This is a genomic window from Mycobacterium sp. ST-F2 (genome assembly GCF_001905655.1).
In the GTDB taxonomy this organism is placed as follows: domain Bacteria; phylum Actinomycetota; class Actinomycetes; order Mycobacteriales; family Mycobacteriaceae; genus Mycobacterium.
This window is the reverse complement of record NZ_JMHT01000053.1, coordinates 1-26,883: the sequence shown is the minus strand read 5'-3', so window position 1 is coordinate 26,883 and position 26,883 is coordinate 1. Positions and strand designations below refer to the sequence as shown.

General features: G+C 66.6%; 21 protein-coding genes, 2 tRNA genes and 1 pseudogene. 4 read left to right on the top strand and 20 right to left on the bottom strand.

Features of this window, described 5'->3' with window-relative positions; all coding sequences use genetic code 11:
- Positions 1 to 49: 49 nt before the first annotated feature.
- From EB75_RS18815 to EB75_RS29370, 11 genes and pseudogenes are all read right to left on the bottom strand, one after another.
- A complete protein-coding gene (locus EB75_RS18815) occupies positions 50 to 415 on the bottom strand; it encodes a DUF4233 domain-containing protein (RefSeq protein WP_073696845.1) in 366 nt (121 codons plus the stop codon).
- On the bottom strand, positions 412 to 1,848 hold the full coding sequence (gene folC, locus EB75_RS18810) for a bifunctional tetrahydrofolate synthase/dihydrofolate synthase (RefSeq protein ID WP_073696844.1): 1,437 nt from the start codon (positions 1,846 to 1,848) through the stop codon (positions 412 to 414). The genes EB75_RS18815 and folC overlap by 4 nt, the downstream gene beginning before the upstream one ends.
- A complete protein-coding gene (locus EB75_RS18805) occupies positions 1,845 to 4,514 on the bottom strand; it encodes a valine--tRNA ligase (RefSeq protein ID WP_073696843.1) in 2,670 nt (889 codons plus the stop codon). Before EB75_RS18805 ends, folC begins: the two co-directional genes overlap by 4 nt.
- 120 nt (positions 4,515 to 4,634) lie before the next feature.
- Positions 4,635 to 5,261 (bottom strand): DUF937 domain-containing protein, encoded by a 627-nt coding sequence (locus EB75_RS18800; RefSeq protein WP_073696842.1) that lies wholly within the window; start codon positions 5,259 to 5,261, stop codon positions 4,635 to 4,637.
- Positions 5,262 to 5,359: 98 nt separating this feature from the next.
- Complete coding sequence (locus EB75_RS18795; RefSeq protein ID WP_073696841.1) at positions 5,360 to 6,619, bottom strand: saccharopine dehydrogenase family protein; 1,260 nt, start codon at positions 6,617 to 6,619, stop codon at positions 5,360 to 5,362.
- Between the two features lie 71 nt (positions 6,620 to 6,690).
- Positions 6,691 to 8,670, bottom strand: a complete 1,980-nt coding sequence (locus tag EB75_RS18790) for a S9 family peptidase (RefSeq protein ID WP_073696840.1) — start codon at positions 8,668 to 8,670, stop codon at positions 6,691 to 6,693.
- Between the two features lie 287 nt (positions 8,671 to 8,957).
- Positions 8,958 to 9,179, bottom strand: a pseudogene (locus EB75_RS18785) (transglycosylase family protein); the annotation flags it as partial.
- 968 nt (positions 9,180 to 10,147) lie between these two features.
- Entirely contained in the window at positions 10,148 to 10,723 is a 576-nt protein-coding gene (gene mobA / locus EB75_RS18780) for a molybdenum cofactor guanylyltransferase (RefSeq protein WP_073696838.1), read from the bottom strand.
- 28 nt (positions 10,724 to 10,751) lie between these two features.
- On the bottom strand, positions 10,752 to 11,831 hold the full coding sequence (locus EB75_RS18775) for a 2-oxoacid:ferredoxin oxidoreductase subunit beta (RefSeq protein WP_073696837.1): 1,080 nt from the start codon (positions 11,829 to 11,831) through the stop codon (positions 10,752 to 10,754).
- Positions 11,828 to 13,783: a 2-oxoacid:acceptor oxidoreductase subunit alpha gene (locus tag EB75_RS18770; RefSeq protein ID WP_073696836.1), complete on the bottom strand. Its 1,956-nt coding sequence runs from the start codon at positions 13,781 to 13,783 to the stop codon at positions 11,828 to 11,830. Before EB75_RS18770 ends, EB75_RS18775 begins: the two co-directional genes overlap by 4 nt.
- 350 nt (positions 13,784 to 14,133) lie before the next feature.
- Positions 14,134 to 14,286, bottom strand: a complete 153-nt coding sequence (locus tag EB75_RS29370) for a hypothetical protein (RefSeq protein ID WP_155910649.1) — start codon at positions 14,284 to 14,286, stop codon at positions 14,134 to 14,136.
- A gap of 238 nt (positions 14,287 to 14,524) precedes the next feature.
- On the opposite strand from EB75_RS29370, the gene fdhD reads away from it, so the two are divergent.
- A complete protein-coding gene (gene fdhD, locus EB75_RS18765; RefSeq protein ID WP_073696835.1) occupies positions 14,525 to 15,349 on the top strand; it encodes a formate dehydrogenase accessory sulfurtransferase FdhD in 825 nt (274 codons plus the stop codon).
- Positions 15,350 to 15,408: 59 nt separating this feature from the next.
- Here fdhD and clpX read toward each other — a convergent pair whose 3' ends face one another.
- The 5 genes from clpX to EB75_RS18740 form a co-directional block, all read right to left on the bottom strand.
- The gene (gene clpX, locus EB75_RS18760) at positions 15,409 to 16,689 is read right to left on the bottom strand and encodes an ATP-dependent Clp protease ATP-binding subunit ClpX (protein WP_073696834.1); all 1,281 of its coding nucleotides are present in this window, start codon (positions 16,687 to 16,689) and stop codon (positions 15,409 to 15,411) included.
- A 339-nt stretch (positions 16,690 to 17,028) separates the two neighbouring features.
- Positions 17,029 to 17,682, bottom strand: coding sequence for an RsiV family protein (locus tag EB75_RS18755; protein WP_073696833.1), 654 nt, complete (start codon positions 17,680 to 17,682; stop codon positions 17,029 to 17,031).
- Positions 17,683 to 17,727: 45 nt separating this feature from the next.
- The gene (locus tag EB75_RS18750) at positions 17,728 to 18,849 is read right to left on the bottom strand and encodes a BTAD domain-containing putative transcriptional regulator (RefSeq protein ID WP_073696832.1); all 1,122 of its coding nucleotides are present in this window, start codon (positions 18,847 to 18,849) and stop codon (positions 17,728 to 17,730) included.
- A gap of 19 nt (positions 18,850 to 18,868) precedes the next feature.
- On the bottom strand, positions 18,869 to 19,333 hold the full coding sequence (locus tag EB75_RS18745; RefSeq protein ID WP_142239698.1) for a hypothetical protein: 465 nt from the start codon (positions 19,331 to 19,333) through the stop codon (positions 18,869 to 18,871).
- Between the two features lie 26 nt (positions 19,334 to 19,359).
- Positions 19,360 to 20,568 (bottom strand): hypothetical protein, encoded by a 1,209-nt coding sequence (locus EB75_RS18740; protein WP_073696830.1) that lies wholly within the window; start codon positions 20,566 to 20,568, stop codon positions 19,360 to 19,362.
- 181 nt (positions 20,569 to 20,749) lie between these two features.
- Between EB75_RS18740 and EB75_RS18735 the strand changes: the two genes are divergently transcribed.
- Together EB75_RS18735 and EB75_RS18730 are read left to right on the top strand one after the other, a co-directional pair.
- Positions 20,750 to 21,925, top strand: a complete 1,176-nt coding sequence (locus EB75_RS18735; RefSeq protein ID WP_142239697.1) for a hypothetical protein — start codon at positions 20,750 to 20,752, stop codon at positions 21,923 to 21,925.
- 199 nt (positions 21,926 to 22,124) lie between these two features.
- Entirely contained in the window at positions 22,125 to 23,096 is a 972-nt protein-coding gene (locus EB75_RS18730) for a hypothetical protein (RefSeq protein WP_073696828.1), read from the top strand.
- Positions 23,097 to 23,153: 57 nt separating this feature from the next.
- Here EB75_RS18730 and EB75_RS18725 read toward each other — a convergent pair whose 3' ends face one another.
- From EB75_RS18725 to EB75_RS18710, 4 genes are all read right to left on the bottom strand, one after another.
- The gene (locus EB75_RS18725; protein ID WP_073696901.1) at positions 23,154 to 23,789 is read right to left on the bottom strand and encodes an ATP-dependent Clp protease proteolytic subunit; all 636 of its coding nucleotides are present in this window, start codon (positions 23,787 to 23,789) and stop codon (positions 23,154 to 23,156) included.
- Positions 23,790 to 23,800: 11 nt separating this feature from the next.
- Positions 23,801 to 24,394, bottom strand: coding sequence for an ATP-dependent Clp protease proteolytic subunit (locus EB75_RS18720; RefSeq protein WP_142239705.1), 594 nt, complete (start codon positions 24,392 to 24,394; stop codon positions 23,801 to 23,803).
- 184 nt (positions 24,395 to 24,578) lie between these two features.
- On the bottom strand, positions 24,579 to 26,099 hold the full coding sequence (tig, locus tag EB75_RS18715) for a trigger factor (RefSeq protein WP_073696826.1): 1,521 nt from the start codon (positions 26,097 to 26,099) through the stop codon (positions 24,579 to 24,581).
- 38 nt (positions 26,100 to 26,137) lie between these two features.
- A tRNA-Pro gene (locus EB75_RS18710) sits at positions 26,138 to 26,214 on the bottom strand.
- Between the two features lie 122 nt (positions 26,215 to 26,336).
- Between EB75_RS18710 and EB75_RS18705 the strand changes: the two genes are divergently transcribed.
- Positions 26,337 to 26,410 (top strand) — tRNA-Gly (locus EB75_RS18705).
- Positions 26,411 to 26,883 lie beyond the last annotated feature (473 nt).

The following is a 26,883-nucleotide window of genomic DNA, read 5'->3' as shown; positions in this document are numbered from 1 at the left end:
GGCGGACAGCGTACTAGTCAGTAACCGAGTCCTGCGATTCGGGCGGAAATCACTGCTGACCGGGCAGCAGGCCGCGGTCCTGGCGGCGCTTGACCTCGGACTTCAGATACAGGATCAGCAGCCACACGAGCAGGAAGATGATGCCGACGATGCCGATGGTGACGTCGATGAACGCCCCCGCGATCAGCACGAACTGAACCCCGATGTTGGCCCACAGCGCCCAGGATCGGCCCTGCATCCCGGACATCAGGCCCAGCACGATCGCCATGCCGATGAGGTAGCCGCCGCTGAGCGGCGTCAGGCCGCCGTGGAACACCGACACCACGGGCAGCGCCAGCAGCACCACGATCACTTCCAGGATCAGGGTGCCGGCCATCACGCCGCGGAAGCTCTTCCAGGGGTCGGGGGCCGTCATGCCGGGTCCTTTCCGAACAGCGTGCGCGCCGCGCCGGCCGTCACGACCGAGCCCGTGATCACCATGCCCGCACCCGAGAAGCCGTCGGACGAGCCGTAGTCGTTGCCCGACTCCTCCACCAACGCGGTCGCCGCCTCGATGGCGTCGGGCAGGTTCGGAGCGGTGATGACGCGCTCCGGGCCGAAGGTCTCCTCTGCCAGCGACGCCAGGGTGTCGGTGTCCATGGCCCGTGGCGAGCCGTTGTTCGTCACGACCACGAGGTCGAACGCCGGCTCGAGCGCGGCCAGGATGCCGGCCACGTCCTTGTCCGCCATGACGGAGATGACGCCGACCAGGAACCGGAATTCGAACTCGGTGTCCAGCGCGTCGGCGAGGGCGGCGGCACCGGCCGGGTTGTGCGCGGCGTCGATGAACACCGTTGGGGCACTGCGCATCCGCTCCAGCCGGCCGGGGTTGGTCACCGATGCGAAGCCCTCACGCACGGTGTCGACGTCGAGCTGACGGTCCGCGCCGGCGCCGAAGAACGCCTCCACCGCGGCCAGCGCCAGGACGGCGTTGTGCGCCTGATGCTCGCCGTGCAGCGGCAGGAAGATGTCGGTGTAGATGCCACCGAGGCCCTGCAGTTCCAGCAGCTGCCCACCGACGGCGACCTGCCGGCCGCGGACGGCGAACTCGGAGTCCTCGCGCGCCACCGCGGCGTCGGCCGTAACCGCCTGTGCCATCAGCACTTCCATGGCCTCGGCCGGCTGGCGGGCGATCACCGCGACGGTGCTGGGATCGGTGCCGGCGGGCACCAGGTCGGGCTGCTGGCGGGCGATGATGCCGGCCTTCTCCCCCGCGATGGCGGCGATGGTGTCACCGAGATAGTCGGTGTGATCCAGGCCGATCGGGGTGATGACGGCGACCGGGGCGTCGACGACGTTGGTGGCATCCCACCGTCCGCCCAGCCCGGTTTCGATGACGGCGACGTCCACCGGCGCGTCGGCGAACGCCGCGAACGCCATGGCGGTGAGCACCTCGAACTTGCTCATCTTGGGTCCGGGCTCCCCGAGTTCACCGGCTTCGGACTGCCGGTCGACGATCTCCACGAACGGCTCGATCTCGGCGTACGTGGCGACGTATTGCGCTGGGCTGATGGGCTTTCCGTCGATCGCGATGCGTTCGGTGGCGGCCTGCAGGTGCGGGCTGGTGGTGCGGCCGGTGCGCCGCGAAAACGCTGTCAGCAGCGCGTCGATCATGCGGGTGACCGAGGTCTTGCCGTTGGTGCCGGCCACGTGGATGCTCGGGTAGCCGCGTTGCGGCGAGCCGAGCATCTCCAGCAGCGCCTCGATGCGCACCGTGCTCGGCTCGATCTTGGTTTCCGGCCACCGCTGGTCGAGCAGATACTCGACCTGCAGCAGTTCGGCAATCTCGTCGGGCGTAGGGGTGCTCATGCGGACGGCAAGCCGGCCAGCCGGGTATTGATCCGGTCGACCTCTTCCTGCGCCAGCTGCTGACGCGCCTTGATCTTGGCGACCACGTCCTCGGGCGCCTTCGCGAGGAACGCCTCGTTGCCCAATTTGCCTGCGGTCTGGGCAAGTTCCTTCTGTGCGGCGGCCAGGTCCTTCTCCAGCCGGCGGCGCTCGGCTGCGACGTCCACGGTGCCCGAGGTGTCGACCTCGACCACGACAGTGCCCTTGGACAACCGGACCTCCACCGACGCGGAGGGGTTGAAGTCACCGGCCGGCTCGGTCAGCCAGGCCAGCGACGTCACGGCGGCCACCTGGGCATCCAGGTCGGCGTCGCTGATGCCCACCAGGCGCGCGGGCACCTTCTGCCGGTCGTTGAGGCCCTGGTCGCTGCGGAATCGGCGGACCTCGGTGATCAGCTTCTGCATGTCGGTGATCCGGCCGGCGGAAACCTGGTCGAGTTCGACGCCCGAAGCCTGTGGCCACTCGGCGATGACGAGCGACTCGCCACCGGTCAGCGACTTCCACAGCGCCTCGGTGACGAACGGCATCACGGGGTGCAGCAGCTTGAGCAGCACGTCGAGCACCGCCGCCAGCACGGCCTTGGTGTGCTCGGTGCGCGAACCACCTTCGAACAGTTGGGCTTTCGCGAGTTCCAGGTACCAGTCACAGAACTCGTCCCACGCGAAGTGGTACAGCGCCTCGCAGGCGCGGCTGAACTCGTAGCGCTCCAGCGTGTTGTCGACCTCGGCGCGAACCTCTTCGAGCCGGCCCAGAATCCAGCGGTCGGCGTCGGTGAGCTCGGCGGCATCCGGCAGCGCAGCCGGAGCCGCACCGTTCATCATCGCGAAACGCGTTGCGTTGAACAGCTTCGTCGCGAAGTTACGGGACGCGCGGGCGTGGTCCTCACCGATGGACAGGTCGCCGCCGGGGCTGGCACCGCGGGCCAGGGTGAAGCGCAGCGCGTCGGCGCCGAACATCTCGACCCAGTCCAGCGGGTCGATGCCGTTGCCCTTCGACTTGCTCATCTTCTGCCCGAACTGATCGCGAATCAGCCCGTGCAGGAACACGTTCTCGAATGGGACCTTCGCCCCGGCCAGCACGGGGTCGTCGGCCACGAAGGTGCCGAACATCATCATGCGGGCCACCCAGAAGAACAGGATGTCGTAGCCCGTGACCAGAACCGTTGTCGGATAGAACTTCTCGAGCTCCGGCGTCTTGTCCGGCCAGCCCATGGTCGAGAACGGCCACAGCGCCGAGGAGAACCACGTGTCGAGCACGTCGGGGTCCTGCTCCCAGCCGGCGGGCGGCTCCTCGTCCGGGCCGACGCAGACGGTTTCGCCGTCCGGGCCGTGCCAGATCGGGATGCGGTGACCCCACCAGAGCTGACGCGAGATGCACCAGTCGTGCATGTCGTCCACCCACGCGAACCAGCGGGGTTCCAGGCTGGTCGGGTGAATCACGGTGTCGCCGTTACGGACTGCGTCACCGGCAGCCTTGGCCAGCGACTCCACCTTGACCCACCACTGCATGGACAGCCGCGGCTCGATGGCCTCACCGCTGCGCTCGGAGTGCCCGACGCTGTGCAGGTACGGCCGCTTCTCGGCGACGATGCGGCCCTCGGCGGCCAGCTTCTCGCGCACCTTGACGCGGGCCTCGAAGCGGTCCATGCCGTCGAACTCGGTCCCGGTACCGGCGATGGCGCCCTTGGTGTCCATGATCGTCGGCATCGCCAGGTTGTGGCGCAGGCCGATCTCGAAGTCGTTCGGGTCGTGGGCCGGCGTGACTTTGACTGCGCCCGTGCCGAATTCGGGGTCGACGTGCGTGTCGGCCACGATGATGATGTCGCGGTCCAGGAACGGGTGCGGCAGGGTCTTGCCGACCAGTGCGCGGTAGCGCTCGTCGTCGGGGTGCACCGCGATGGCGGTGTCACCGAGCATGGTCTCGAGTCGCGTGGTGGCCACGACCAGGTGCGGCTCGGCGTCGTTCATCGAGCCGTACCGGAACGAGACCAGCTCGCCCTCGACGTCGTCGTACTTGACCTCGAGGTCGGAGATCGCGGTCTCCAGCACCGGCGACCAGTTGACCAGCCGCTCGGCGCGGTAGATCAGGCCGGCGTCGAACAGCCGCTTGAAGATGGTGCGGACCGCGCGCGACAGGCCCTCGTCCATGGTGAAGCGGTCGCGGCTCCAGTCGACACCGTCACCGAGGCGGCGCATCTGGCCACCGATGGTGCCGCCGGATTCGCGCTTCCACTCCCAGACCTTCTCCACGAAGCCCTCGCGGCCGAAGTCTTCCTTGGTCTTGCCCTCGGCGGCGAGCTGCTTCTCGACCAGGGTCTGTGTCGCGATGCCGGCGTGATCCATGCCGGGCAGCCACAGCACCTCGTAACCCTGCATGCGCTTCCGACGGGTGAGCGCGTCCATCAGGGTGTGGTCGAGCGCGTGGCCCATGTGCAGGCTGCCGGTGACGTTCGGCGGCGGCAGCACGATGGAGTAGGGCGGCTTGTCGCTGGTCGGGTCGGCGGTGAAGTACCCGGCGTCGACCCAGCCCTGGTACATGTCAGCTTCTACCGCGCTCGGATCCCAGGATTTGGGCAGGGCATCGGCCGCATTCACGGTCGCGGGATCAGGCGTATCGCTGGCAGTCACCGGCCAATTCTAGGTAAACCCCGTGAGCAGACGTAAACGTGGCCAGTTGAGCGTGCGTCCACGCAGCCTCACACTCGCAAAACTCCTGCGCCGACGCACGATCAACCCAACGGAACAGACCTACTTCTTGTTGCCGAACAACCCGCCCAGGACACTGCCGAGCACGCCGCCCGCGCCCTGGTTGCCACCGCCGCCGAGGACGCTGCCCAGAATGCTGCCGAGCGGGTTGTCGCTGGAGTTCGTGTTGCCGCCGGCGTTGTTGCCGCCCAGCGCACCGCCGAGGATGTTGCCCAGGACGTCACCCAGGCCGCCGCCGGACGCCGCGGGAGTAGATGCTCCCCCGCCGCCGAGCTGCTTGCCGATGTAGGCCAGCACGATGGGCGCCAGGATCGGCAGCAGTTTCTGGATCAGGTCACTGTTGCCGGCGCCGCCGCCGGCCAACACGGACGCGACCTGGCCGCTGTCGTTGCCGCCGAAAATCTTCGCGATGGCGTCGGCGCCCTGGTCCTGGTTGACCTGGTCGACGGTGACGCCGCCGTCGAGCAGCCCGCTCGCCGCGTGATCGGCGGCTTCGCTTTCGAGGCCGGCCGCGGTATCGGGGTGGTCCTGCGCGGTCTGCTGTACACCGCCCAGCAGCAGTGGCACCAGTTGTTGTACGGCGCTGTTCACCTCCCCTTCATCAGCGCCGAGTTTGGCCGCAATCTCTTGTGTCGGAATCTGATTGAGCAGTTCGTCAAGACCAGCCATGGCATGTTCCCCTCGTCACCGATGTGTGTGAAGCGCCTCGCCGCCGACACTAGCCGGGCCGGCGACGAGACACAGCACTTCGGCGCTTGCTGCGCGAATCAGCGCCCCAGCGCCTCGGTTTCGAACGTGACGCCGGCGGCCGGCAGCCGGGTCAGAAGCACGTCGCCCATCGCCGCGGCCGGCGTCAGGACGCCCTTCAAGTCCGACAGTCGATCGCGGTCGAGGGCCAGGGCCAGCCCGCTCTCCCCGAGCAGCACCGCGGTGGCCTTGTAGCCCGGATCACCCTGCTGGGCCATGACGGAGCGGTACCGGGCACCTGTCGTGGTCCGGGTATAGGTCTCGACGCGGTAATACCCCTTGTCGCGGGCCTGCTCGCTGGGCCCGGTACCGGGCTTCGGCACCACCCGCTCGATCAGGCCGCGGGGCAGCTTGTTGAAGAAGCGACTGCCGAGGCTCATGACAGCCGCGTTGGCGGCGGTGCCCAGCGCCGAGGCCACCGGCGCGATGGGCGACGACCCCAGGCTCATGTGCTCCGCGTACCGCAACCGGCGGCCGTATTCCCAGTCCAGGAGCGCATTGCTGCGCCGCACGATGCGGGTGTTCGCCACTGCCATCACGAAGGCACCGGTCCAGGTCCCGGCGAGTTCCGGGGCGATGTCCCGGCCGCGCCGCCATGGGGTGTCGGTCTGGTGGCCGAGGTCGGGCTCGGCGCCGCGATCAGTGGTCAGTGTGTAGGGATCCAGCATGGTCCGGCGTAATTCCTCGTCACCGGACGTCAATGTGAACAGCTCGAGCATCGAGGCGACCGTGCCACCGGACACGCCGCCGGAGAATCCGCGCAGCACGTAGTCGGTGTCGGTGAGCTCGCCGGCGCCGTCGGCCTGGGCGGCCTTGTACAACGCGTAGACGGTGAGATCCGAAGGGATGGAATCGAATCCGCAGGAGTGCACGATGCGGGCGCCCGTGTCGGCGGCCTGCTTGTGGAACAGGTCGATGCTCTGGCGGATGAACAGGCTCTCGCCGGTGAGGTCGGCGTAGTCGGTGCCGGCGGCGGCGCACGCCGCCACCAGCGGCAGCCCGTATTTGAGGTACGGCCCGACGGTCGTGACGACCACCCGGGTCCGTTCCGCCATGGCATCAAGACTCTGCTGCGATGAGGCGTCGGCCTGGATCAGTCCCCAGCCCTGTCCAGCCGCGCCGAGCGAGTCGCGAACCGCGGCCAGCTTGTCCATCGAGCGGCCGGCCAGCGCGATCCGCGCCGGTCCGCCGTGCTGGGCCAGATATTGGGCGGTGAGCTTCCCGACGAAGCCGGTGGCGCCATAGAGAACGATGTCGAATTCGCGCTGCGGTGCGGTCATGCTGCCAACCTAGCCGTACGACGATCAAGCGGCGAGGAACGAGCCGCGATGAGGAGTGCGGCAAATCAGACTCAGCCGAGGGTCTCCGGCAGGTCGATGTGCTCCTCCCGCACATGCTCGGACAGGAACGCCGTCACCACCTGGTACCAGATCTTGGCGTGTTGCGGCGCGGCGATCCAGTGCCCTTCCGACGGGTAGTAGAGGTACCGGTGCACGGTGCCACCGGTGTCGTCGGCGGGCAGGCCCGACCGGGTCAGCAGGTCGTTCCACAGCCGCAGCCCCTCTCCGATCGGGACGCGATAGTCCTTGTCGCCGTGGATCACCAGCATCGGGGTCGTGATGTTCTCGACGTGGCGGTGCGGCGAATTGCGTTCGGCCATCTCGGATGTCATCTCGCGTGCCCACCAGTAGGCGCCGTCGGTGGTCGGCCCGAACTGGTCCAGCGCCCACAGGCTGGCGTGGGTGACGATCGCGGCGAACCGGTCTGTGTGTCCGGCGATCCAGTTGGCCATGTAGCCACCGAACGAGCCACCCATGGCCGCGATGCGGCCGGCGTCGATCCGCGGGTGGGCGCAGGCCGCGTTGACGGCCGCCATCAGGTCGGTGTACGGCGCGAAACCCCAAGCACCCCAGCCACGTTGAATGAAGTCCTGACCGTATCCGGTGGACAGTGCCGGGTCCGGCATCAGCACCGCGTAGCCGAGTGCGGTGAGCAGCCACGGATTCCACCGCCAATGCCAGGTGTTCCAGCTCCCCAGCGGTCCGCCGTGCACCCACAGCAGCAGCGGTGCGGGAGTGTCACCTGCCGGCAGTGTCAGCCACGAACGGACGGGCGTGCCGTCGTCCGCGGTTGCCGTCAGCTCGACCAATTCACCTGGTAATTCGGGAAATTCGATGCACGGAAGCACGGTGACGGATCCGTCGGCGTCGACCCGGACCGGATGTGGCGGGGTCAGATAGTTGCTGCGCAGGGCATAGAGCGCGCCACCCGCGACAGGTCGGACATCGCCGTACGCGAAATCGTCGTCGGTCAGGCGAGTCACCGCGCCACTGTCCGGGTCGACGGCGAAGATCGGTGCGCGGCCGTTGTCGTCCGCGGTCACCAGCAGCGTCTGGCCGTCGTGTGACCACGCCACCGATGTCGGCCAGCGATCCCACGCCGCGGTGAGCTCCACGAGTTCTCCGCCAAAGGTCTGACGGCACAAGGTGATCCGTGGTGCCTGCGTCGGCGTCGAGTGCGTCTCCCGGAGGAACGCGACAGTCGTGCCGTCGGGCGAGATCGCCGGGCTCCCCAGGTCCGCGTCCGCATCGTCGGCGATGACCGCGCGCTCGCCGGTGCCGATGTCGATGCGGACCAGCACGCTGCGCAGCGCCGCCCCGGGCGCGGGTACCTCCCAGGACACGACGGCGAAGGTCCCGTCGGCGCTGACGGCGACCGTGGCCTCGTTGAGCGCCATCCCCGGCTGCGGCGTGATGTCATGGGCCGCACCGGATTCGACACGAAGCAGGTGCGCATGATCCGGGCCCAGGTCGTGATCCCAGTGCCGCACCGGGTAGCCGGTGTGCAGGATCGCCGACACCTTCTTGTCTTTGCGCAAGGTGCGCAGTCGCTTGTCGTCGTCGGGCGATCCGGCCGACGGGAGCATCGGTGCCGTGACCAGCACGACGTCGGCCGAGCGGGCGGTGTGCACCCCGCTGACGCCGCCCGGAAGCTCGAGAATCCGTTGCGCTTCACCACCATTCGCCGGCAGCTGCCAGAGGGCGGCGGGTGGATCGTCGTCGGAATCGGCGGCTCGTGCCGCGACGAACAGCAGGTCGCCCGCCGCGGTGAACGTCGGCTGCGACTCCCCTTTGGCGCCGTAGGTCAGCCGGCGGGCAGCCCGCTGACCTACGGGGTCGACCTCCCAAGCCGCGGTGACAAATTCGGTGCCCTTGTCGTTCAGCTCGCTGATCATCGTGATGACGCGACGGCCGTCCGGAGAGACGGCGAGCCCGGATACCCGGGGCAATGCGAAGTAGGCGTCGAGATCGTCAAACGGGGTTCCGGCCATGCTCCACTGGTAGCACACACATCGGGGCGCCGGTTTCATCATGTGACGGATCGCCCGGGCAGTCCGGCGCTCCGACAGAGTACGGCCAGATCGTCGCGCCAGAGACCCACGCCGAGAAGGACCAAGTGGTCGCGAGAAGCGACCGACGAGCAACCATTTGGTCCTTCTCGACGGGTTCTCGGTTGACGGGGCCGGACCCCCGACAACGACGAAGGGTGTCGGACCGTGTGGTCCGACACCCTTCGTCGTCTGGCTCGAGCGTCTGTGACGCTCGTAGCCCCGGGAAATTAGCCCCGACGACCGCAGACCGGCCAAGCGCCCATGCCCTGACGGGCCGCGACGTTCTCGGCAACTCGAATCTGCTCGTCCTTGCTGGCGGTGTGGGGCATGCCCGTGCCGCCGTTGGCGCGCCAGGTGCTGGCACTGAACTGCAGCCCGCCGTAGTAACCGTTGCCGGTGTTGATGGACCAGTTTCCACCCGACTCACAGGCTGCAACGGCGTCCCAGTTGTGGCCGCCGTCCGCATTCGCGGTACCGGTACCGATGACCATGGGGGCAACTGCAACAGCCCCTGCAACGGCAACCAGCCCAAGCGTTGTGCGGATGTTCTTCACTTCGTTCCTCTCGCCGAGCGCGCGCCAAACATCGCCCGCGCATAGGCGGTGCGAACTGCTGCCTGCCGGGCAGGCGTTAGGGGGCTGAATCGTGCCGTCTCGGTCAGACACGACAGCGGGGGCGGTTTGATCGGTCCGGGCTCAAGGCCGGCGGACGCTACGGGCAACAGGCCATCTGCTCTGGTCCCACCGCGATCCCGCTCACACGCAGGTTCATGGTTTTTCAGTTGTTTGCTCTCGTGGAGCAGTGAAATGACCGTAGCAAGGTTTTGCGCTTCTATGTCTAACCCATCCCAGCCAGATAACAGGCAGATCACGACCGAACCTGAGAGGAACATAAGCAGGTCACGCGATATATAAAGCCCCGCTAACAAATCACAGTTCGGCAACATTTCGTGATAGAGGTCACCATGAAATTGTGGCCTGGCACACAAAATTCAATTCACACTGGTCACAGTCGTCGCAGGTCAGCGGCATATTTCGCCAGCGTCAGCGATAAACCTCCGGCGTGTCGCCGGGTGAAATCCGGGCCCGACTCCGGCACCGTTCGCTACCGACGGGTGCGTCAAACGCCCATTGCATCGGGAGCACGCCTCGACACTGGCATCAATCAGCACTTTTCGTCGCAACGATGCGTCGCGTTCAAGCGCCGTTCACCCGCCGCCAACCACCACCAAGGTCTAAATACGTTGTGTTGCAACATGTTTGGAATTAGTGGTCGAATAACCCCGGCAATCGACATGAATTGCCGTCATGAATTCGCGAATTAGTTTCCCGACCGATAAATCCAACTCATCGAAATTCGTCACGCAACAAAAAATCCAGAAATGCGCGGCCCACCGCCCGGCCCTTTGCTGACAGACTCAGGCGAAATCGTCCGGACTGTTGACGTTGACCAGCGCGCGCTGCCGGTCCATCACCACCCGCTGGGTGTCGACGGTGTCGACGAGGGCCCGCATGCTGCGCCGCCCATGAGCCACCAGCTCGTCGGCCCGGGTGGCCAGGGCGGTGCGGTAGATCCCCGCCAGATAGTGATTCCGGCCGTCCCAGGGCAGCACGACGTCGGCGTCCACTCGCGCCGCGTGTTCGGCCAGCTCGTCGATGAGCTCGACGGTCAGGTAGGGCATGTCCACAGCGGACACGAACGCGCGCTGATACCCGGCGTCGGCCGCGGCGCGCAGTCCGCGCGCGGTGGCCAGCAGGGGTCCGACGCCAGGGGTCGCGTCGCGCAGCACTTCCGCGTCCAGATCGGGCAGCGCCTGGCCGCGGGCGGCGATGACGAACACCTGCGCACAACGCCCTCGCAGGGTGGCCACGACCTGTTCGACGAAGGTGGTCTCCCCCGCCGGCCCGCGGAATCGCACGGTCGCCTTGTCGCGCCCCATACGACGAGACGCCCCGCCGGCCAGTACAACTGCGGCCAGCGGGGCGTCTTGCATCAAAACGGGGTCAATGCGACGAGCGCTCTTATTCGACGGTCCAGGTGTCCTTGCCACGCAGCAAGGATTGCAGAGCAGCGGTGTCGTGCGCCTTGGAATCCATCGCCGTCTTCACCTGCAGACGCGCTTCGTCGTCGTAGGTCGGCCGGTTCACCTGACGGAAGATGCCCATCACGGTGTGCTCGAGGTTCTGCTCGGACAGGCGCGACAGCGCGAAGGCGTAGGCCGGGTCGTCGATGTTGGCGTTGTGCACCACGATGTCCGACGGGTCCACGTCAGCGGTCTTGCCGATCTCCAGCCCGTAACCGGACTTGGTGACGCAGAACTCGCCCTCGGCACCGAAGACGATCGGCTGGCCGTGCACCAGGTTGATCAGCCGGTCTTCGGCGCCTTCCTTGCGCAGCGGGTCGAACGAGCCGTCGTTGAAGATCGGGCAGTCCTGCAGGATCTCGACGATGGCGGCACCGCGGTGGGCGGCCGCACCCTTGAGCACCTCGGTCAGGCCCTTGCGGTCGGAGTCCAGCGCGCGGCCGACGAAGGTGGCCTCGGCGCCCAGCGCCAGCGACACCGGGTTGAACGGCTGGTCCAGCGAGCCCATCGGGGTCGACTTGGTGACCTTGCCGACCTCGGAGGTCGGCGAGTACTGGCCCTTGGTCAGACCGTAGATCCGGTTGTTGAACAGCAGGATCGTGATGTTGATGTTGCGGCGCAGCGCGTGGATCAGGTGGTTACCACCGATCGACAGCGAGTCACCGTCACCGGTGACGACCCACACCGACAGGTCCGGACGCGCCAGCGCCAGGCCGGTGGCGATGGTCGGGGCACGACCGTGGATCGAGTGGAAGCCGTAGGTCTCCAGGTAGTACGGGAACCGGCTGGAGCAGCCGATGCCGCTGATGAACGCGATGTTCTCGCGGCGCAGGCCCAGCTCCGGCAGGAAGTTGCGGATGGTGTTGAGGATGACGTAGTCACCGCAACCCGGGCACCAGCGCACCTCCTGGTCGCTGGTGAAGTCCTTGCCCTTTTGCGGCTGGTCCGTGGTCGGAACCAGGGCATTCTTGCTGAGGGCTTCGGTCAGGCCCAGATCAGCACCGATCAGATCCGTCATGCGTTTGCTCCCACACCGGTCTCCACGGTGGCGGCTGCCAGCCGTGCGAACTTGGCCTTGTCAGTTTCCTTATCGCGCAGCGATCCGTCCAGCGCCGCGCTGATGATGCCCTCGACCTCATCGGCCAGGAACGCCATGCCCTCGACCTTGGTCACCGACTGCACGTCGACCAGGAACTTGCCGCGCAGCAGCAGGGCCAGCTGGCCGAGGTTCATCTCGGGGACGACGACCTTGTCGTACTTGCGCAGGACCTCTTCGAGGTTGGCCGGGAACGGGTTCAGGTGGCGCAGCTGAGCATGCGCAACCTTGATGCCGTTGCGGCGGGCGCGGCGGCAGGCCTCGCCGATGGGGCCGTACGAGCTGCCCCAGCCGAGCATCAGCAGTTCGGCTTCGCCGCTCGGGTCGTCGACCTCGAGGTCGGGCACCTTGATGCCGTCGATCTTGAGCTGACGCAGCCGGACCATCAGGTCGTGGTTCTTGGGCTCGTAGGAGATGTTGCCGGAGCCGTTGGCCGCTTCCAGACCACCGATGCGGTGCTCCAGGCCCGGGGTGCCCGGGATGGCGAACTGACGACCCAGCGTCTCGGGGTCACGCGCGTAGGGCTGGAACGGCTCGCCCGCCTCGGCGAACGTGTGCTCGATGGCCGGGTAGCCGGCGATGTCCGGGATCCGCCACGGCTCCGAGCCGTTGGCGATGGCGCCGTCGGACAGGATGATCACCGGCGTGTGGTAGGTGATCGCGATCCGCGCGGCCTCGACCGCGATGTCGAAGCAGTCCGACGGGGAGGCGGGCGCCAGCACCGCGACGGGCGATTCGCCGTTGCGGCCGTAGAGCGCCTGCAGCAGGTCGGCCTGCTCGGTCTTGGTCGGCAGACCGGTGGACGGGCCACCACGCTGGACGTCGATGACGATGAGCGGCAGCTCGGTCATGACCGCGAGGCCGATGGCCTCGGACTTCAGCGAGACACCGGGGCCCGAGGTGCTGGTGACGCCGAGCGCGCCGCCGTACGAGGCGCCGATGGCCGAACCGATGCCGGCGATCTCGTCCTCGGCCTGGAAGGTCATGACGTTGAAGTGCTTGTACTTCGACAGCTCGTGCAGGATGTCCGACGCCGGGGTGATCGGGTAGGTGCCGAGCACCACCTGGATGTCGGCCAGCTGACCGGCGGCAACGATGCCGTACGCCATGGCCGTGTTGCCGGAGATCTGGCGGTACTCACCCGACTTGAGCTTGGCCGGGGCCACCTCGTAGGTGGTACCGAACGCCTCGGTAGTCTCGCCGTAGTTCCAGCCGGCCTTGAGCGCCAGCACGTTGGCCTCGGCGATCTCGGGCTTGCGGGCGAACTTCTCGCGGATGAAGGCCTCGCTGTGCTCCAGCTCGCGCCCGTACATCCAGGACAGCAGGCCGAGCCCGAACATGTTCTTGGCGCGCTGACCGTCCTTCTTGGTGGCGCCGATGGCCTCGACGGCGGCCAGGGTCAACGTGGTCATGGCGACCGGGATGACGACGAACTCGGAGAGGTCGTCGTTCTCGAGCGGGTTCTCCTCGTACCCGACCTTGGCCAGGTTGCGCTTGGTGAACTCGTCGGAGTTGGCGATGATCATGCCGCCGCGGGGCAGGTCGGCAACGTTAGCCTTGAGCGCGGCCGGGTTCATCGCAACCAGCACGTCGGGGCGGTCACCGGCGGTGAGGATGTCGTAGTCCGCGATCTGGATCTGGAACGACGACACACCGGGCAGGGTGCCCTGTGGTGCGCGGATCTCGGCGGGGTAATTCGGCTGCGTCGCAAGGTCATTGCCGAACAGAGCGGCTTCCGATGTGAACCGGTCACCGGTCAGCTGCATGCCGTCGCCGGAGTCACCGGCAAAGCGGATGACGACCTTCTCGAGCTTCTGCCGCGAGGCTGCGCCGCTCCCGGCGCCGGTGCCGTTGTCGCCGTCGTTAAGACCCACGACGCCTGCCTTTCACACTCTGATTCGGAGTCCGTCGCACTGTTTGCGTGAAGGCCGCATAGCGGTGGTCACGACCGCCAGTCCGGCGTCGCCAAAATTTTGCTGTCACTGCTAGTACCGATTATTGCACTTCTCTTAGGGTGGACTGACCCGGACGCGCCGCCAGAGGCCATGTTTCGTCCCGATAAACCCGCAGGTCCATGCCTTGCAGATCGTAGCCGTCCGAGCATTATGTGGTGTTGGTCACGTCCCGGAGGATGGAATTCCTAAGAAAGCAGTTACCGACCGGTAGCCGTCCGCGCTAGCGCTCGGCCGCACCGGAAATGCCAGGCGGCACAAGCGATTAGGCGTCAGTCCGGTTGGCCGTCCGGACGGGTGTCCAGGCGGCGGCCGTGCCAGCGCAGACGAAGCAGCATCAGCTGCCGGTGCGCCTGGAACCCCAACGACAGCGGGTCGGCCCAGGCGCGGCGACCCGGCGTACTGCGACCGGTATCGGTATCCATAGGCACCATTGTCCAGACGCTCGGCAACCGCGCACGTCCCGCGACGGGGCGGCAACATGTCGGTCTGGTGAAGAATCGCGACATCGTTGGGCGGTCCCGCTGTTGCCGGCGGCGATAGTCGCCGACTATCACCGCATTTGAAATGCCGATTGCGGACGACCCTCCGCACACCTTCCTATCGTCGGTCGCGCGATTAGATTGAAGTGATGAGCAAGGCTGCGGCGATCAGGCTGGAACCATGGGTCGGGTAACCGCACGCCGCCGGGCCGAACACGTCACCTCCGATGGCTCGGTGTCGCGGCCCGAGACCCTGGCCGTCGAGGAACCACTCGAGATCCGGGTCAACGGCACTCCCCTCACCGTCACCATGCGGACGCCAGGCGCGGATGTCGAACTGGCCCAAGGGTTTCTGCTCACCGAGGGCGTGATCGCCCGCCGCGACGACATCGCCCGGGTCGCCTACTGCCGCGGCGCCACCGAAGACGGCGCCAACACCTACAACGTGCTCGACGTCATTCTGGCACCGCATGTCCCGCCACCGTCGGTGGACGTGACACGCAATTTCTACACGACGTCGTCGTGCGGCGTCTGTGGCAAGGCCTCCATCGACGCCGTCCGCACCGTCAGCCACTACTCCCCCGGCGACGACCCCACGAGCATCACCTCGGACGCGCTCTCGGCGATGCCGCAGCGGCTGCGCCAGGCGCAGAAGGTGTTCAACAGCACCGGTGGCCTGCACTGCGCCGCGCTGTTCAGCGCTGACGGTGAGATGTTCGTCGCGCGCGAGGACATCGGTCGCCACAACGCGGTCGACAAGGTGATCGGGTGGGCGCTCGAGAACAACCGCATTCCGTTGGCCGGCACCGTCTTGCTGGTCAGCGGTCGGGCGTCGTTCGAACTCACGCAGAAGGCCGTCATGGCCGGCATCCCCGTGCTGGCCGCGGTGTCGGCCCCGTCGTCCTTGGCGGTCGATCTGGCCAGCCAGGCCGGACTCACCCTCGTGGCGTTCTTGCGCGGCGAGTCGATGAACGTCTACACCCGTCCGGACCGGTTGATCCGGTAAGACCACATAGGACAAAAGGAATGGCCCCCGCCGCGGCGGGGGCCATTCCTTTTGGCGAACTAAGCGCTCTTGTCGCGACGCTCGGACCGCGGTGCCTTGCGCGGCACGATGGTCGGCAGCACGTTGTCCTGGACGGTCTCCTTGGTGACGACCACCTTGGCGACGTCATCGCGGCTCGGGATGTCGAACATCACCGGCTGCAGGACCTCTTCCATGATGGCGCGCAGGCCGCGGGCACCGGTGCCGCGGTGGATGGCCTGGTCGGCGATGGCGTCGAGGGCGTCGTCGGTGAACTCCAGCTCCACGCCGTCCATCTCGAAGAGCCGGACGTACTGCTTGACCAGCGCGTTCTTCGGTGTGGACAGGATGGACACCAACGATTCCTTGTCCAGGTTGGTCACCGACGCCACGACCGGGAGACGGCCGATGAACTCGGGGATCAGACCGAACTTGATCAGGTCCTCGGGCAGCACCTCGGCGAAGTGGTCCTGGGTGTCGATCTCGGCCTTCGAGTGCACCTCGGCGCCGAAGCCCAGGCCGCGCTTGCCGACGCGGTCGGACACGATCTTCTCCAGGCCCGCGAAGGCACCGGCCACGATGAACAGCACGTTGGTGGTGTCGATCTGGATGAACTCCTGGTGCGGGTGCTTGCGCCCGCCTTGCGGCGGCACCGACGCCTGCGTCCCCTCGAGGATCTTCAGCAGGGCCTGCTGGACGCCCTCGCCGGACACGTCGCGCGTGATCGACGGGTTCTCGCTCTTGCGGGCGATCTTGTCGACCTCATCGATGTAGATGATGCCGGTCTCGGCTCGCTTGACGTCGTAGTCGGCGGCCTGGATCAGCTTCAGCAGGATGTTCTCGACGTCCTCACCGACGTAGCCGGCCTCGGTCAGCGCGGTGGCGTCGGCGATGGCGAACGGCACGTTGAGCATCTTGGCCAGCGTCTGCGCCAGGTAGGTCTTGCCGCAGCCGGTAGGTCCGAGCATCAGGATGTTGGACTTGGCGAGCTCGACGGGCTCGGCCCGGGAGTCGCGCGACTTCTCCTGCGCCTGGATGCGCTTGTAATGGTTGTAGACCGCGACGGCGAGGGTCTTCTTGGCGTTGTCCTGACCGATGACGTAGCCCTCGAGGAAATCGCGGATCTCCTGGGGCTTGGGCAGCTCGTCGAGCTTGACGTCGTCAGCGTCGGCCAGCTCCTCTTCGATGATCTCGTTGCAGAGGTCGATGCACTCGTCGCAGATGTAGACGCCAGGTCCAGCAATCAGCTTCTTGACCTGCTTCTGGCTCTTGCCACAAAACGAGCACTTCAGCAGGTCACCGCCGTCTCCGATGCGCGCCATGGGGTGAGGCCCTACTTTCTCCGGTCGCCGTCAGTCGTTACACCAGATAGTGGGTTATTTCGGGTGTGAACCCGACGCTACCCGTTCGCTCCGTCGCGGTGCGACCGAAAGGGTCGAATCGCTCCGGTGGTATTTATCCGTGTGCTGGAGAACATAGCCCGATCGGTCGCTTGCCACCCGTCGGCGCGCTGACCGTGATTCTGGCGTGTCTTTCCGGCACCCGCTGGCGCCGGCGCGGCAGGCCGCTGATCAGGGCTGTTCACCTGTACGCAACCCTACCGTGTGCACATCGAGGCCGCCGACGCATTTCGCGGCCAGCGCAAGCGCAGGTCCCGCGGCCTAACCCTGCAGGCGCCCACCCAGGTCGCCCACCGGCACCGCCACGGTGAGCGGGCCACCGTTGCCGATGAGCTGGCTCTCACCGAAGAAGAACGTGACGGCGTCGTCGGTGACCGCGAAGTTCCGGTAGGAGCCACGGTCCGGTTCGATCAGCGCGGCATTACGTGCCTTCAGCGCGCGCTGCACCACGGGCGTCAGGATCGCGACGGGATCGGAACCCGGACCGAACAACGTGTCGATGGTGATCGGCCCGTCGGCGCCGTGGGTGAACGTCTGGAACCTGATGTCCGGGTGGCCTTCGTGGGCGAGGCCCGTGGGATCCACGATCTTGAGCACCAGGCTCTGGGTACGGGCCGAGCGGTACACCGTCGGCGTCACGGTCTCCTCGTACCCCCGGCCCCGGCCGAACTTGTCCACCCACCCGACGAAACCGTCACGGTCGTGCGCCAGAAAGTTGGCCACGGCCTGCTGATCGGGATAGTCGACCGGGAACGCGGCGGTTCGTTCGTACCCGGTGCCGACCTCGCGGATCCGGCACATGCCGGTGGCGTCGGGCATCCCGCCCAGGGCACTGCACGACGGCTGAGCCGACGCGGCCGGCGCCACGCTCAGCAACGCCACCGCCGCGGCCAGGGCAAGACCAGAAATCTTCATGCAGTGATGGTCGGCGGCCCCGCTTGGCGGTTTCTTGGCACGCGCCTACCCGAGTTCGACGACGAACTCGTGCCCGCCGATGCGGACGTGATCACCGTCGAACAGATTGGTGTTGGCCGTGATTCGGGTGCCTTGCACGTACACGCCGTTGGCGGAGCGCAGGTCCACCATCACCGGGCCGGTCCCGGCATCGACGATGACGGCGTGGTGGCGGCTGACGTCGGCCGCGTCGAGCACGATGTCGTTGTCCGCCAGGCGACCGATCCGGGTTGCCATCGCGCGCAGGGCGAACCAGCGTCCGCTCGTATCGCGTAGCCCGGCTTTCGATGGGGTGGACGTCGTGGCGCCTGACCGGAGCCGACCGATGGTGTGCACCGCGGTCGCTTGCGCAGTCCCCCGCACGTCGAGTGGCTCTTGCCGCAGAATCCGTTGCTGCAGAGCGCTTATCGCCGCACCGGGATCGATCCCGAGGTCGTCGGCCAGGATCGTTTTCACGCGCTGGAACGCATCGAGCGCGTCGGCTTGGCGCCCGCAGCTGTAATAGGCGGTGATCAGTTGCGTCCACAGCGGTTCCCGGTACGGATGCTCCGCCACCAGCGACTCCAGCGGGCCGATCACCAGAGATGCCTGGCCACAGGCAATTTCGGCTTCCGCGCGGGCGGTCTCCACCGCAATCCGGTCGTCGACCAACGCGGCGGCGACGGCGCCGACGAAAGCGAAGTCGGCCAGGTCGGCGAGCACCGGGCCACGCCATTGCGCCAGTGCCGCCGACAGGTGTGCCGCGGCGGGTGAGAACCGACCGTCGACCGCGGCCCGCACACCGGCGACCTTTTCCTTCTCGAACCGGCCCAGGTCGGTGGCGTCCTCCGGCACATCGAGTCGATAGCCGGGTGGCGCGGCAGCCAGCGTCTCCCGCGGCATCCCGGACTCCGCCAGGATCTTTCGGAGATTGGAGATGTAGGAGTGCAGCGCGGTGCGGGCGGCCGCGGCCGGCGACTGTTCCCACACCGCGTCGATCAACGCGTCCACGGACACCGGGCGGCCGCGGCTCAGAAGCAACATCGCGAATACGGCGCGCTGCTTGGGTGCGCCCAACGACACGACGCGGTCGTCGACGGCCATCCGCAGCGTGCCCAGAATGCCGAAATCGATTCCGGTCGGCCGCATGGGCCGAGGGTATCCGGTGCTATGGGCCGATGCGGGCTATTGCCAGTTCCGCAAACGTCTTCAACGTGTCGCAGCGCCACACATAGCTGCCCGTCACGCGGTACAGCCGTTCGCCCGTCAACAGCACGGTGAGAGTGGTCGACGGCGGCGTGACATCGGGTTCATACGTGCAGACTGCCCGCAGGCCCACGCCGTCGACCTCGGTGGCATTGGGCCACCCAGCCACCTCCTTGAATGTCGTTGCGGCTTCCCACGGGAACGCGTCGGCGAATCGAAGATCGGACAGCACGCTGCGCCGGCCCATCGGCTCATCGAATGCCCGGTAGACGCAAGACAATTCGGGCAGCTGTGTCCGGATCGGCTCGGCTGTGGCCGGGCCTTCGAGAAAAACCGCGGCTTCGTCGGTCCTCACCCACGTGCAAGCCTCGGAGGTGCGGGCGTCGTCGGCTCGCGCCGTCGGGGTCAGGGTGACAGCGACGGCCATGCATGCCAGAACCGGCACCCACCGCATCACGACCGGTAGCCCACGCCGAAGGTCAGGGCATCGACGACGTGCCCGTCATTGACGGTGGGGCCGAGCAGCACCTTGGTGGCGTTCGCCGCCGGGTCGTAGGACATCAGTGCCTCCGAGGGGCTGCACCCGGTTGTCGACTTCAAGACCAACGAGCCGCCGGACGCACCGACGACGTCGATGTTGTTGCCCGCCCCGGGCACCTTGACTCGCTGGGTGTGGCCATCGGCCGTCACGCGAGACAGGAACACCACGCCGCAGGCTCCGAGGGATTGCACGAAGGTGCCGCTCGGCAGCTGCCATGCGGCGACGTCGCCGTAGTCACCCTCGAATCCGGGCTCGTTCTTGGCGTTGTTGAGGGCGGTCAGCGCGGTCGGCGCCGATCCGTCGAGCGGCACCTTCCAGAGCTGGCCGGCCGCAGACCGCAGCGTGGAGCAACTGGCGACGAAATCCGTTGGCGCCAGCCAGCGGACGGTCCGGCAGACGGCGTCGGGCATCGGCGCCGGCAGCACGCGCCCGACGGTCCCGTCATTGCCCATGAGCACGAAGCTGTTGTCGGTCCGCGCCGGCTCGTCATGGCCGCGGTTCGACGTCGACAGCACGAGGGTGGTGCCGTCGGGGGTTTCCAGGTAGTCGCCACCGAAACGGCCCGCGCCCGCGGGATTCTCGGTCGGGTAGGTCAATTGCACGTTGCCGGCGAGGTCGACGCGCTGCAAGGTGCCGGGCCGGTCCGGAATGCTGGTGGACAACACGATCGCTTCACCGTTCGGGCGGCTGAAGCGGGCGGACGCCGATGACGGGAACGACGTCTGACTGCCGGTGTGTAGATCGACCACGATCACCGAGTCCCCCGTCGACATCAGTGCGCGTCCGCCATCGCCCGACCAATCCACCAGACGTGGCTTCCACCCCTTGTCGTTGGGCGCGAACGTGGTGATGGCGTATCGGCGCCCCGCCGGGTCGATGAGGAACAGTGTGTTGGCGGTCTTCTCGGGCGGCGCCTCGTCAGGGGCAGGGCGCTCCCCGGGGCGGCGTCCGCGCACGGGGTTCCAGGTGGCCAGGGTCCAGCCGTCGCCGACCTGATCCCAGGGCACCTGCACCGACGCATCTGGAACCGGATTGGCCTGGGCCACCGGAAGACTCACCGTGGCTGCGGTGAGTACGGCAATCGCGAGCGCGGCGACGGCGCGGCGTGAGGGTCGGCTCATGGCGGGTCCTGTTCGAGTGGCCGGAAATGGCGGTCACGTCACAGGGTGCGTCGGGCGTCTTGGCGGATTCTTGGGGCCGGAAGGGCGCCCCACAGATATGGGTAGTCGACTACTCAACGCACAGATTCTGACGGGTTCGAAAATTCTCGTGGCACGCAAACCCCGACGGAAGGACGGACCCATGACTGTCACCGCAGTGGCCTTGCCCAGACGACGGCACGCAATACGCACGGGCGCCGGATGCGCCATCGTGACCGCGTGCGCACTGACGGGCACCCTGATCAGCGACCCGCTTCGCCCGACGCCACAAACCGTCCTCGTCAGCCCACGCTTCGAAACCCGGGCAGTCGAATTCGCCGCGTTCGTCCAAGACCTGACGACGCGTAAGCAGCAGGTGCTCGACCAGCTGACCCGCGCGGCGGCGACCAACACAGGCGCGGTGCCGCTGGCAGCGACACCAGTACCCGCGGCCGCCGTCCCCGGCGCCGACGTGGTTGGCGCCATCGCATCGCGGGTCGGCAGCGCATTCACATACACCGCGCAGGCGTTGGCCTCAATGGCCTTCATCCTCGGGTTCAACCTGTTCACCCAGGGCATCTCGCTGACGTCCCTCGCCTACATCGCGGGTTACCTGATCGCATCCCCGGTGTTGGCCGTGGCGACGTTCCTGTCAGTTCTCACGGGGCTGCCGGTACCCGGGTCGCTGCTGTCCAGTTTCGCCGCCGTCCCAGCGCCAACGGCGGCTGAACCCGTGGTCTCGACGGCGGTCACCACCACGCCGCCTGCCACATTGGCAGCGACACCGGCACCCACGGCAGCCGTCCCCGGCACCAACCCGATCAGCTTCGTCCAGTCAAGGCTGACGCGGGCGAGCCAGGCCTTCGCCGGAGTGTTCCTGTCCGTGCCGTTCGTCCTGATGTCGGGCCTGCAGCTGCCGCGCGCGCTCGCTCCGATCGGGTCGACGATCAGTTGGGCGTTTGCGGCCCTGTCCCCCGTTATTGCCGCCGCGAACTTCGTTTCGGTACTGGTGACAGGCAAACCACTGCCGTATCGGGTCAATCCACTGCCGGTGACGCCACTCGATGCAGCCACCCCGAATCCCAGCGCGGGGATCAAACCATCTGCAGCACAAGATAATTCAGCCGCAGATCCCATCGACACAACCAAGAAGGCCGGCAAGAAGCCCGCGAAGATTGCTCCGAAGCCGCGGCCCCACCGGCCGTCAGCGACAGCTGCGACACCGACGAAGGATGCGGACAGCACCGACAGCACCCAGACCAAGGGCACGTCGGGTGACGACACCCCCAGGCACGCGAAGCCGACAAAGAAAGACCGCCACGCGAGCGCTCCCAAGTAGCCGGGACGCGGCGGGGCGAACGTCAGCGGCCGCCGGCCTGAAGAAGGCCGGCGGTCGCTGCCCGTCCGACAGACAGCGGGTGTCGCGCCTCTGGCCAAATGCAGTACCCGAGTACTGAGTCACAGCCGTTGACGCGCGAGATAATTATCGGACAGTCCGCGTCGACGGCCTTCGCCGACACCCACCTGGGGAGGCAACCATGACCACATACCGCACCTCGGCAATCCACCGCGTCGGCTGCGCCACCATCACCGTCTGCACACTGGCCGCGGCCCAGGTCACCAACCCGCTCATCGCGGCGCCGGCCGTGGCCGCCACGGGACGAATAGACACTACAGCGGTCCAATTCACTTCGCTGTCAACATTTTTGACTGCGACACAGCACGATGTGAAGCAGAAGCTCGCGGTCCACCTTCCGGCCCCGACCCCGACTGCAGCCGACACGGTGGCGTCACCGACACCGGCCGCCGCCATCGCGCCGACGCCCGTGGCAGCGATCGACATACCCAGCCTCATCAGCGGGGCGGCCAACTTGCCCATTGTGGGACCGATTGTGACCGCGGTCGCGGCTATTCCCTCCGTGATCGTTGCCGGGGCTGTCATCTCCGTTTTCATCAGCGGCGTGCTCGTAACAGGATTCCTGTCGTCGATCCCGGGGCTCTACCAGTTCTTTGCACCCGTGCCACAACTCGGCGGCGCACTTGTCGCGGCGCTGAGCTTCGCGGGCGCTCCCATCGTCGCGGTAGGTCTGGTGGTAGGTGGGCTCGTCACGGTCGCGACCCAACTCTTGAAGGCGGCGTTGCCGGCACTGCCGTTGCCGTTCGCGGCCACGCCCGCCGGCGCACCCGCGCCACTTGCCGCGGTGAAGTCCCCCGACACCCCGGCCGCAGGTACATCGACAGACACCACCGCCGATCTGGCGACCGACACCAAGCACCGCGCGCCGATGGGCTCACCGATCAAGCGACCTGCGCCCATGAAACCGAAGGGTGATGCCGCCAACCCGGCGACGGCACTGGCATCGTCCGACGACCAGGGCTCGACGCATACGAAAGATTCACCCAAGCCGGGACGGCAGACAACACCACGAAGCGACGCACCAAGTTCGTCGACGGCACAACACGATTCACCGAAGAGCAAGAAGCCGAAGGGAAACCCTCACAAGGGCTGAACAAACGCCAGCGGCCGCCAGCCTGAAATGGCTGACGGCCGCTGCGCGTCTACAGACCTAGGACTTCTGGGCCGAGAGCTTGCGGTACTCGAGCACCGTGTCGATGATCCCGTACTCCTTGGCCGCAGCTGCGGTCAGGATCTTGTCGCGGTCGGTGTCCTTGCGGATGACGGCGGCTTCCTTGCCGGTGTGCCGTGCCAGCGTCTCCTCCATGAGGGTCCGCATGCGCTCGATCTCGGCGGCCTGGATTTCCAGGTCGGAGAACTGACCCTGGATGACGCCACCGAGCGACGGCTGGTGGATCAGCACGCGGGCGTTCGGCAGCGCCATGCGCTTGCCTGGCGTACCGGCGGCCAGCAGCACCGCGGCGGCCGACGCAGCCTGACCGAGGCAGACCGTCTGGATGTCGGCCCGCACGTACTGCATGGTGTCGTAGATCGCCATCAGCGAGGTGAACGAGCCACCAGGCGAGTTGATGTACATGGTGATGTCGCGATCGGGGTCCTGCGACTCGAGCACCAGCAGCTGGGCCATGACGTCGTTGGCGGACACGTCGTCGACCTGGGCGCCCAGGAAGATGATGCGCTCGTCGAACAGCTTGGCGTAAGGGTCGACGATGCGCTCACCGAGGTGGGTGCGCTCGCTGAACTGCGGCAGGATGTAACGGGCCTGCGGAGCCAGCTCCGGGTTCAGATGCTTGGAGATCACTTCGAGGCTCCCTTGCCGCCGTTGAGGTTTGCACGGGTGATGATGTGGTCGACGAAGCCGTATTCCAGCGCTTCCTGCGCGGTGAACCAGCGGTCGCGGTCGGAGTCGGCCTCGATCTGCTCGATGCTCTTGCCGGTGAACTCGGCGTTCAGCCGGAACATCTCCTTCTTGATGACGTGGAACTGCTCGGCCTGGATGGCGATGTCCGCCGCGCTACCGGTGACGCCACCGAGCGGCTGGTGCATCAAGATGCGGGCGTGCGGCAGGGCGTGGCGCTTGCCCTTGGTGCCGGCGGCGAGCAGGAACTCACCCATCGACGCCGCCATGCCCATCGCGTAGGTGGCGATGTCGCACTCCGACAGCTCCATGGTGTCGAAGATCGCCATGCCGGCGCTGATCGAGCCGCCGGGCGAGTTGATGTACATGTGAATGTCTTTGGTCGGATCTTCGGCCGTCAGCAGCAGGATCTGAGCGCACAGCCGGTTGGCGATGTCGTCGTCGACCTGTGAGCCCAGGAAGATGATGCGCTCGGCAAGCAAACGCTCATAGACCGAGTCCGTGAGGTTGAGCCCCGGTGCGCTTGAACGCATGTCAGTCACGACTGGATACCTGCTTTCTCGAGTTCGTTCACACGACACTAACCAACGGCCGTCGGCCGCGAGTCCCCGACGCGGTCTAGTTCGCTCACAGCGTCACTGACGCCACAGAGCGGACGGTGCCGCAGGCATCACTGAGGACACCTGCGGCACCAGTACCACGATGAGACCTGAGGACTCAGTCCTCGTCCTTCGATTCCTTGGCGGCCTTCTTGGCCTTCTTCTCCTTGGCCGGCTTCTCGTCCTTCGCCTCAGCCTTGGCCTTCTTGGCCTTGGCGGGCTTCTCGTCGTCCTCGGCCGGAGCTTCGTCGGCCGCCGGGGCCTCAGCCGCCGGGGCCTCAGCCTCGGTCTCGTCAGCAACCTCGGCCTCTGCGCCACCGGCCGGGCCGAAGAACTCGGCGGTGTCGACGGTGTTGCCGTCGGTATCGGTGACGGTCGCGCCGGAAACCACAGCGGCGATGGTCATGCCGCGACGGATGTCGGCGAACATGGACGGCAGCTGGTTGTTCTGCTGCAGGATCTGAATCAGCTGCTGCGGCTCGATGCCGTACTGGCGGGCCATCAGCGCGATGCGCTCCATCAGGTCGCCCTGACCGACCTTGACGTCCAGTTCGTCGGCGATGGCATCCATCAGAAGCTGGGTCTTGACGGCCTTCTCGGCGTTGGTGCGGGTGTCCGCGTCGAACTCTTCGCGGCTGCTGCCCTGCTCCTTGAGCTGCTCTTCGAACTTGGCCTCATCGTGGTCCAGTCCGTGGATCGCGCTGTGCACGGTCTCGTCGACGGTGGCCTGGACGATGGCCTCGGGCAGCGGCACCTCGATCTGCTCCAGCAGGGCCTCGACGGCCTTGTCGCGGATCTGCTCGGCCTGGCCGATCTGCTTCACCCGGCGAACCTGGGCGACCAGGCTCTCCTTGAGCTCATCGATGGTGTCGAATTCGCTGGCCAGCTGGGCGAAGTCGTCGTCCGCCGCCGGCAGCTCGCGCTCCTTGACCGACTTCACGGTGACGGAGACCTGGGCTTCCTTACCGGCGTGGTCGCCGGCGGCCAGGGTGGTCGGGAAGTCCTTGGACTCGCCCGCCTTCAGGCCGATGATGGCCTCGTCGAGGCCCTCGATCAGCTGGCCGGAACCGATCTGGTGCGACAGGCCCTCGGTCTTGGCCTCCGGCACGTCCTCGCCGTCGACGGTCGCCGACAGGTCGAGCGAGACGAAGTCGCCGTCAGCGGCCGCACGCTCGACACCGGTCAGGGTGCCGAAGCGGGCGCGCAGGTTGTCCAGCTCGGCCTCGACCTCGTCGTCGTTGACGACGATCGGGTCGACGGTGATCTTGATGGCCTTGAGGTCCGGAAGGGTGATCTCCGGACGGACGTCGACCTCAGCGGTGAAGACGAGCTCGTCGTTGTCCTCGAGCTTGGTGATGTCGATCTCGGGCTGGCCCAGCGGCTTGACGTCCTGGGTGGTGACGGCCTCGCTGTAGCGGGCCGGGATGGCGCTGTTGACGACCTGCTCCAGCACGGCGCCGCGGCCGATGCGGGCCTCGAGCAGCTTGGCCGGGGCCTTGCCGGGGCGGAAGCCGGGCAGGCGGACCTGCTTGGCCAGCTCCTTGTAGGCCTCGGTGAACTCGGGTTGAAGCTCGGTGAAGGGCACCTCCACGTTGATGCGAACCCGGGTGGGGCTCAACTGCTCCACGGTGCTCTTCACAGCGTTACTCCTTGTTTTGTGTACATGCCATCAGTTGGTGGTCGGGGTGACAGGATTTGAACCTGCGGCCTTCCGCTCCCAAAGCGGATGCGCTACCAAGCTGCGCTACACCCCGTGCCTCGTCGCGGTCGCATTACCGCGGTCGAGATACTACGTCCTAGACACGCGACACCATCAATTGGATTGGCGGCCGCTGTCCCGGTACTGTCTGCCGGTACTGTGATCGCAGCAGTGCACGCGGGCGTAGCTCAATGGTAGAGCCCTAGTCTTCCAAACTAGCTACGCGGGTTCGATTCCCGTCGCCCGCTCCATAGGACCGGCCTGACCAGGCCGGTCCTTTGTTTTGCGCGTCGTTCTGCGCCGAATTCACCATCCACCACAGCGGCCACACGGCACCTTTGCACTCGGTGCCGTCGGCGAGCGCGAGACTTCGATAGTTGCCCCGTCAAATGACTTTGCCCGAGCGATTCACGTTCATTATTGACCGGGCGGCTAATTAATTGCCCTGGCCACCGCTTGAATTCGCGCATTTCTGGGAATTTCCTGGCAATTTAGTGCAAATTATCGCAATGCCGCGTGCCGACCGATCGACGAGGTGAATATGCAGGTCAGAATACATACTTTCAGAATGAAAAGACACACTGGCAAATATTTTCCCATCCGAGTCGAGACTCAATGGTGACAGCGGTATAAATGCTCCGATGACCACGTCGATAATCCGATTCGACCGCCGTAAACGGGCTCTTCATGATTGAGGGTGTAGAACGGTCAGCTGCTGTCGGCC

Bases quoted from the DNA above. Each gene is read 5' to 3' on its own strand.
- EB75_RS18815 (WP_073696845.1), bottom strand. From the start codon at position 415: ATGACGGCCCCCGACCCCTGGAAGAGCTTCCGCGGCGTGATGGCCGGC.
- folC (WP_073696844.1), bottom strand. From the start codon at position 1,848: ATGAGCACCCCTACGCCCGACGAGATTGCCGAACTGCTGCAGGTCGAG.
- EB75_RS18800 (WP_073696842.1), bottom strand. From the start codon at position 5,261: ATGGCTGGTCTTGACGAACTGCTCAATCAGATTCCGACACAAGAGATT.
- EB75_RS18795 (WP_073696841.1), bottom strand. From the start codon at position 6,619: ATGACCGCACCGCAGCGCGAATTCGACATCGTTCTCTATGGCGCCACC.
- EB75_RS18790 (WP_073696840.1), bottom strand. From the start codon at position 8,670: ATGGCCGGAACCCCGTTTGACGATCTCGACGCCTACTTCGCATTGCCC.
- mobA (WP_073696838.1), bottom strand. From the start codon at position 10,723: ATGCAAGACGCCCCGCTGGCCGCAGTTGTACTGGCCGGCGGGGCGTCT.
- EB75_RS18775 (WP_073696837.1), bottom strand. From the start codon at position 11,831: ATGACGGATCTGATCGGTGCTGATCTGGGCCTGACCGAAGCCCTCAGC.
- EB75_RS29370 (WP_155910649.1), bottom strand. From the start codon at position 14,286: ATGGATACCGATACCGGTCGCAGTACGCCGGGTCGCCGCGCCTGGGCC.
- fdhD (WP_073696835.1), top strand. From the start codon at position 14,525: ATGGGTCGGGTAACCGCACGCCGCCGGGCCGAACACGTCACCTCCGAT.
- clpX (WP_073696834.1), bottom strand. From the start codon at position 16,689: ATGGCGCGCATCGGAGACGGCGGTGACCTGCTGAAGTGCTCGTTTTGT.
- EB75_RS18755 (WP_073696833.1), bottom strand. From the start codon at position 17,682: ATGAAGATTTCTGGTCTTGCCCTGGCCGCGGCGGTGGCGTTGCTGAGC.
- EB75_RS18750 (WP_073696832.1), bottom strand. From the start codon at position 18,849: ATGCGGCCGACCGGAATCGATTTCGGCATTCTGGGCACGCTGCGGATG.
- EB75_RS18745 (WP_142239698.1), bottom strand. From the start codon at position 19,333: ATGGCCGTCGCTGTCACCCTGACCCCGACGGCGCGAGCCGACGACGCC.
- EB75_RS18740 (WP_073696830.1), bottom strand. From the start codon at position 20,568: ATGAGCCGACCCTCACGCCGCGCCGTCGCCGCGCTCGCGATTGCCGTA.
- EB75_RS18735 (WP_142239697.1), top strand. From the start codon at position 20,750: ATGACTGTCACCGCAGTGGCCTTGCCCAGACGACGGCACGCAATACGC.
- EB75_RS18730 (WP_073696828.1), top strand. From the start codon at position 22,125: ATGACCACATACCGCACCTCGGCAATCCACCGCGTCGGCTGCGCCACC.
- EB75_RS18720 (WP_142239705.1), bottom strand. From the start codon at position 24,394: ATGCGTTCAAGCGCACCGGGGCTCAACCTCACGGACTCGGTCTATGAG.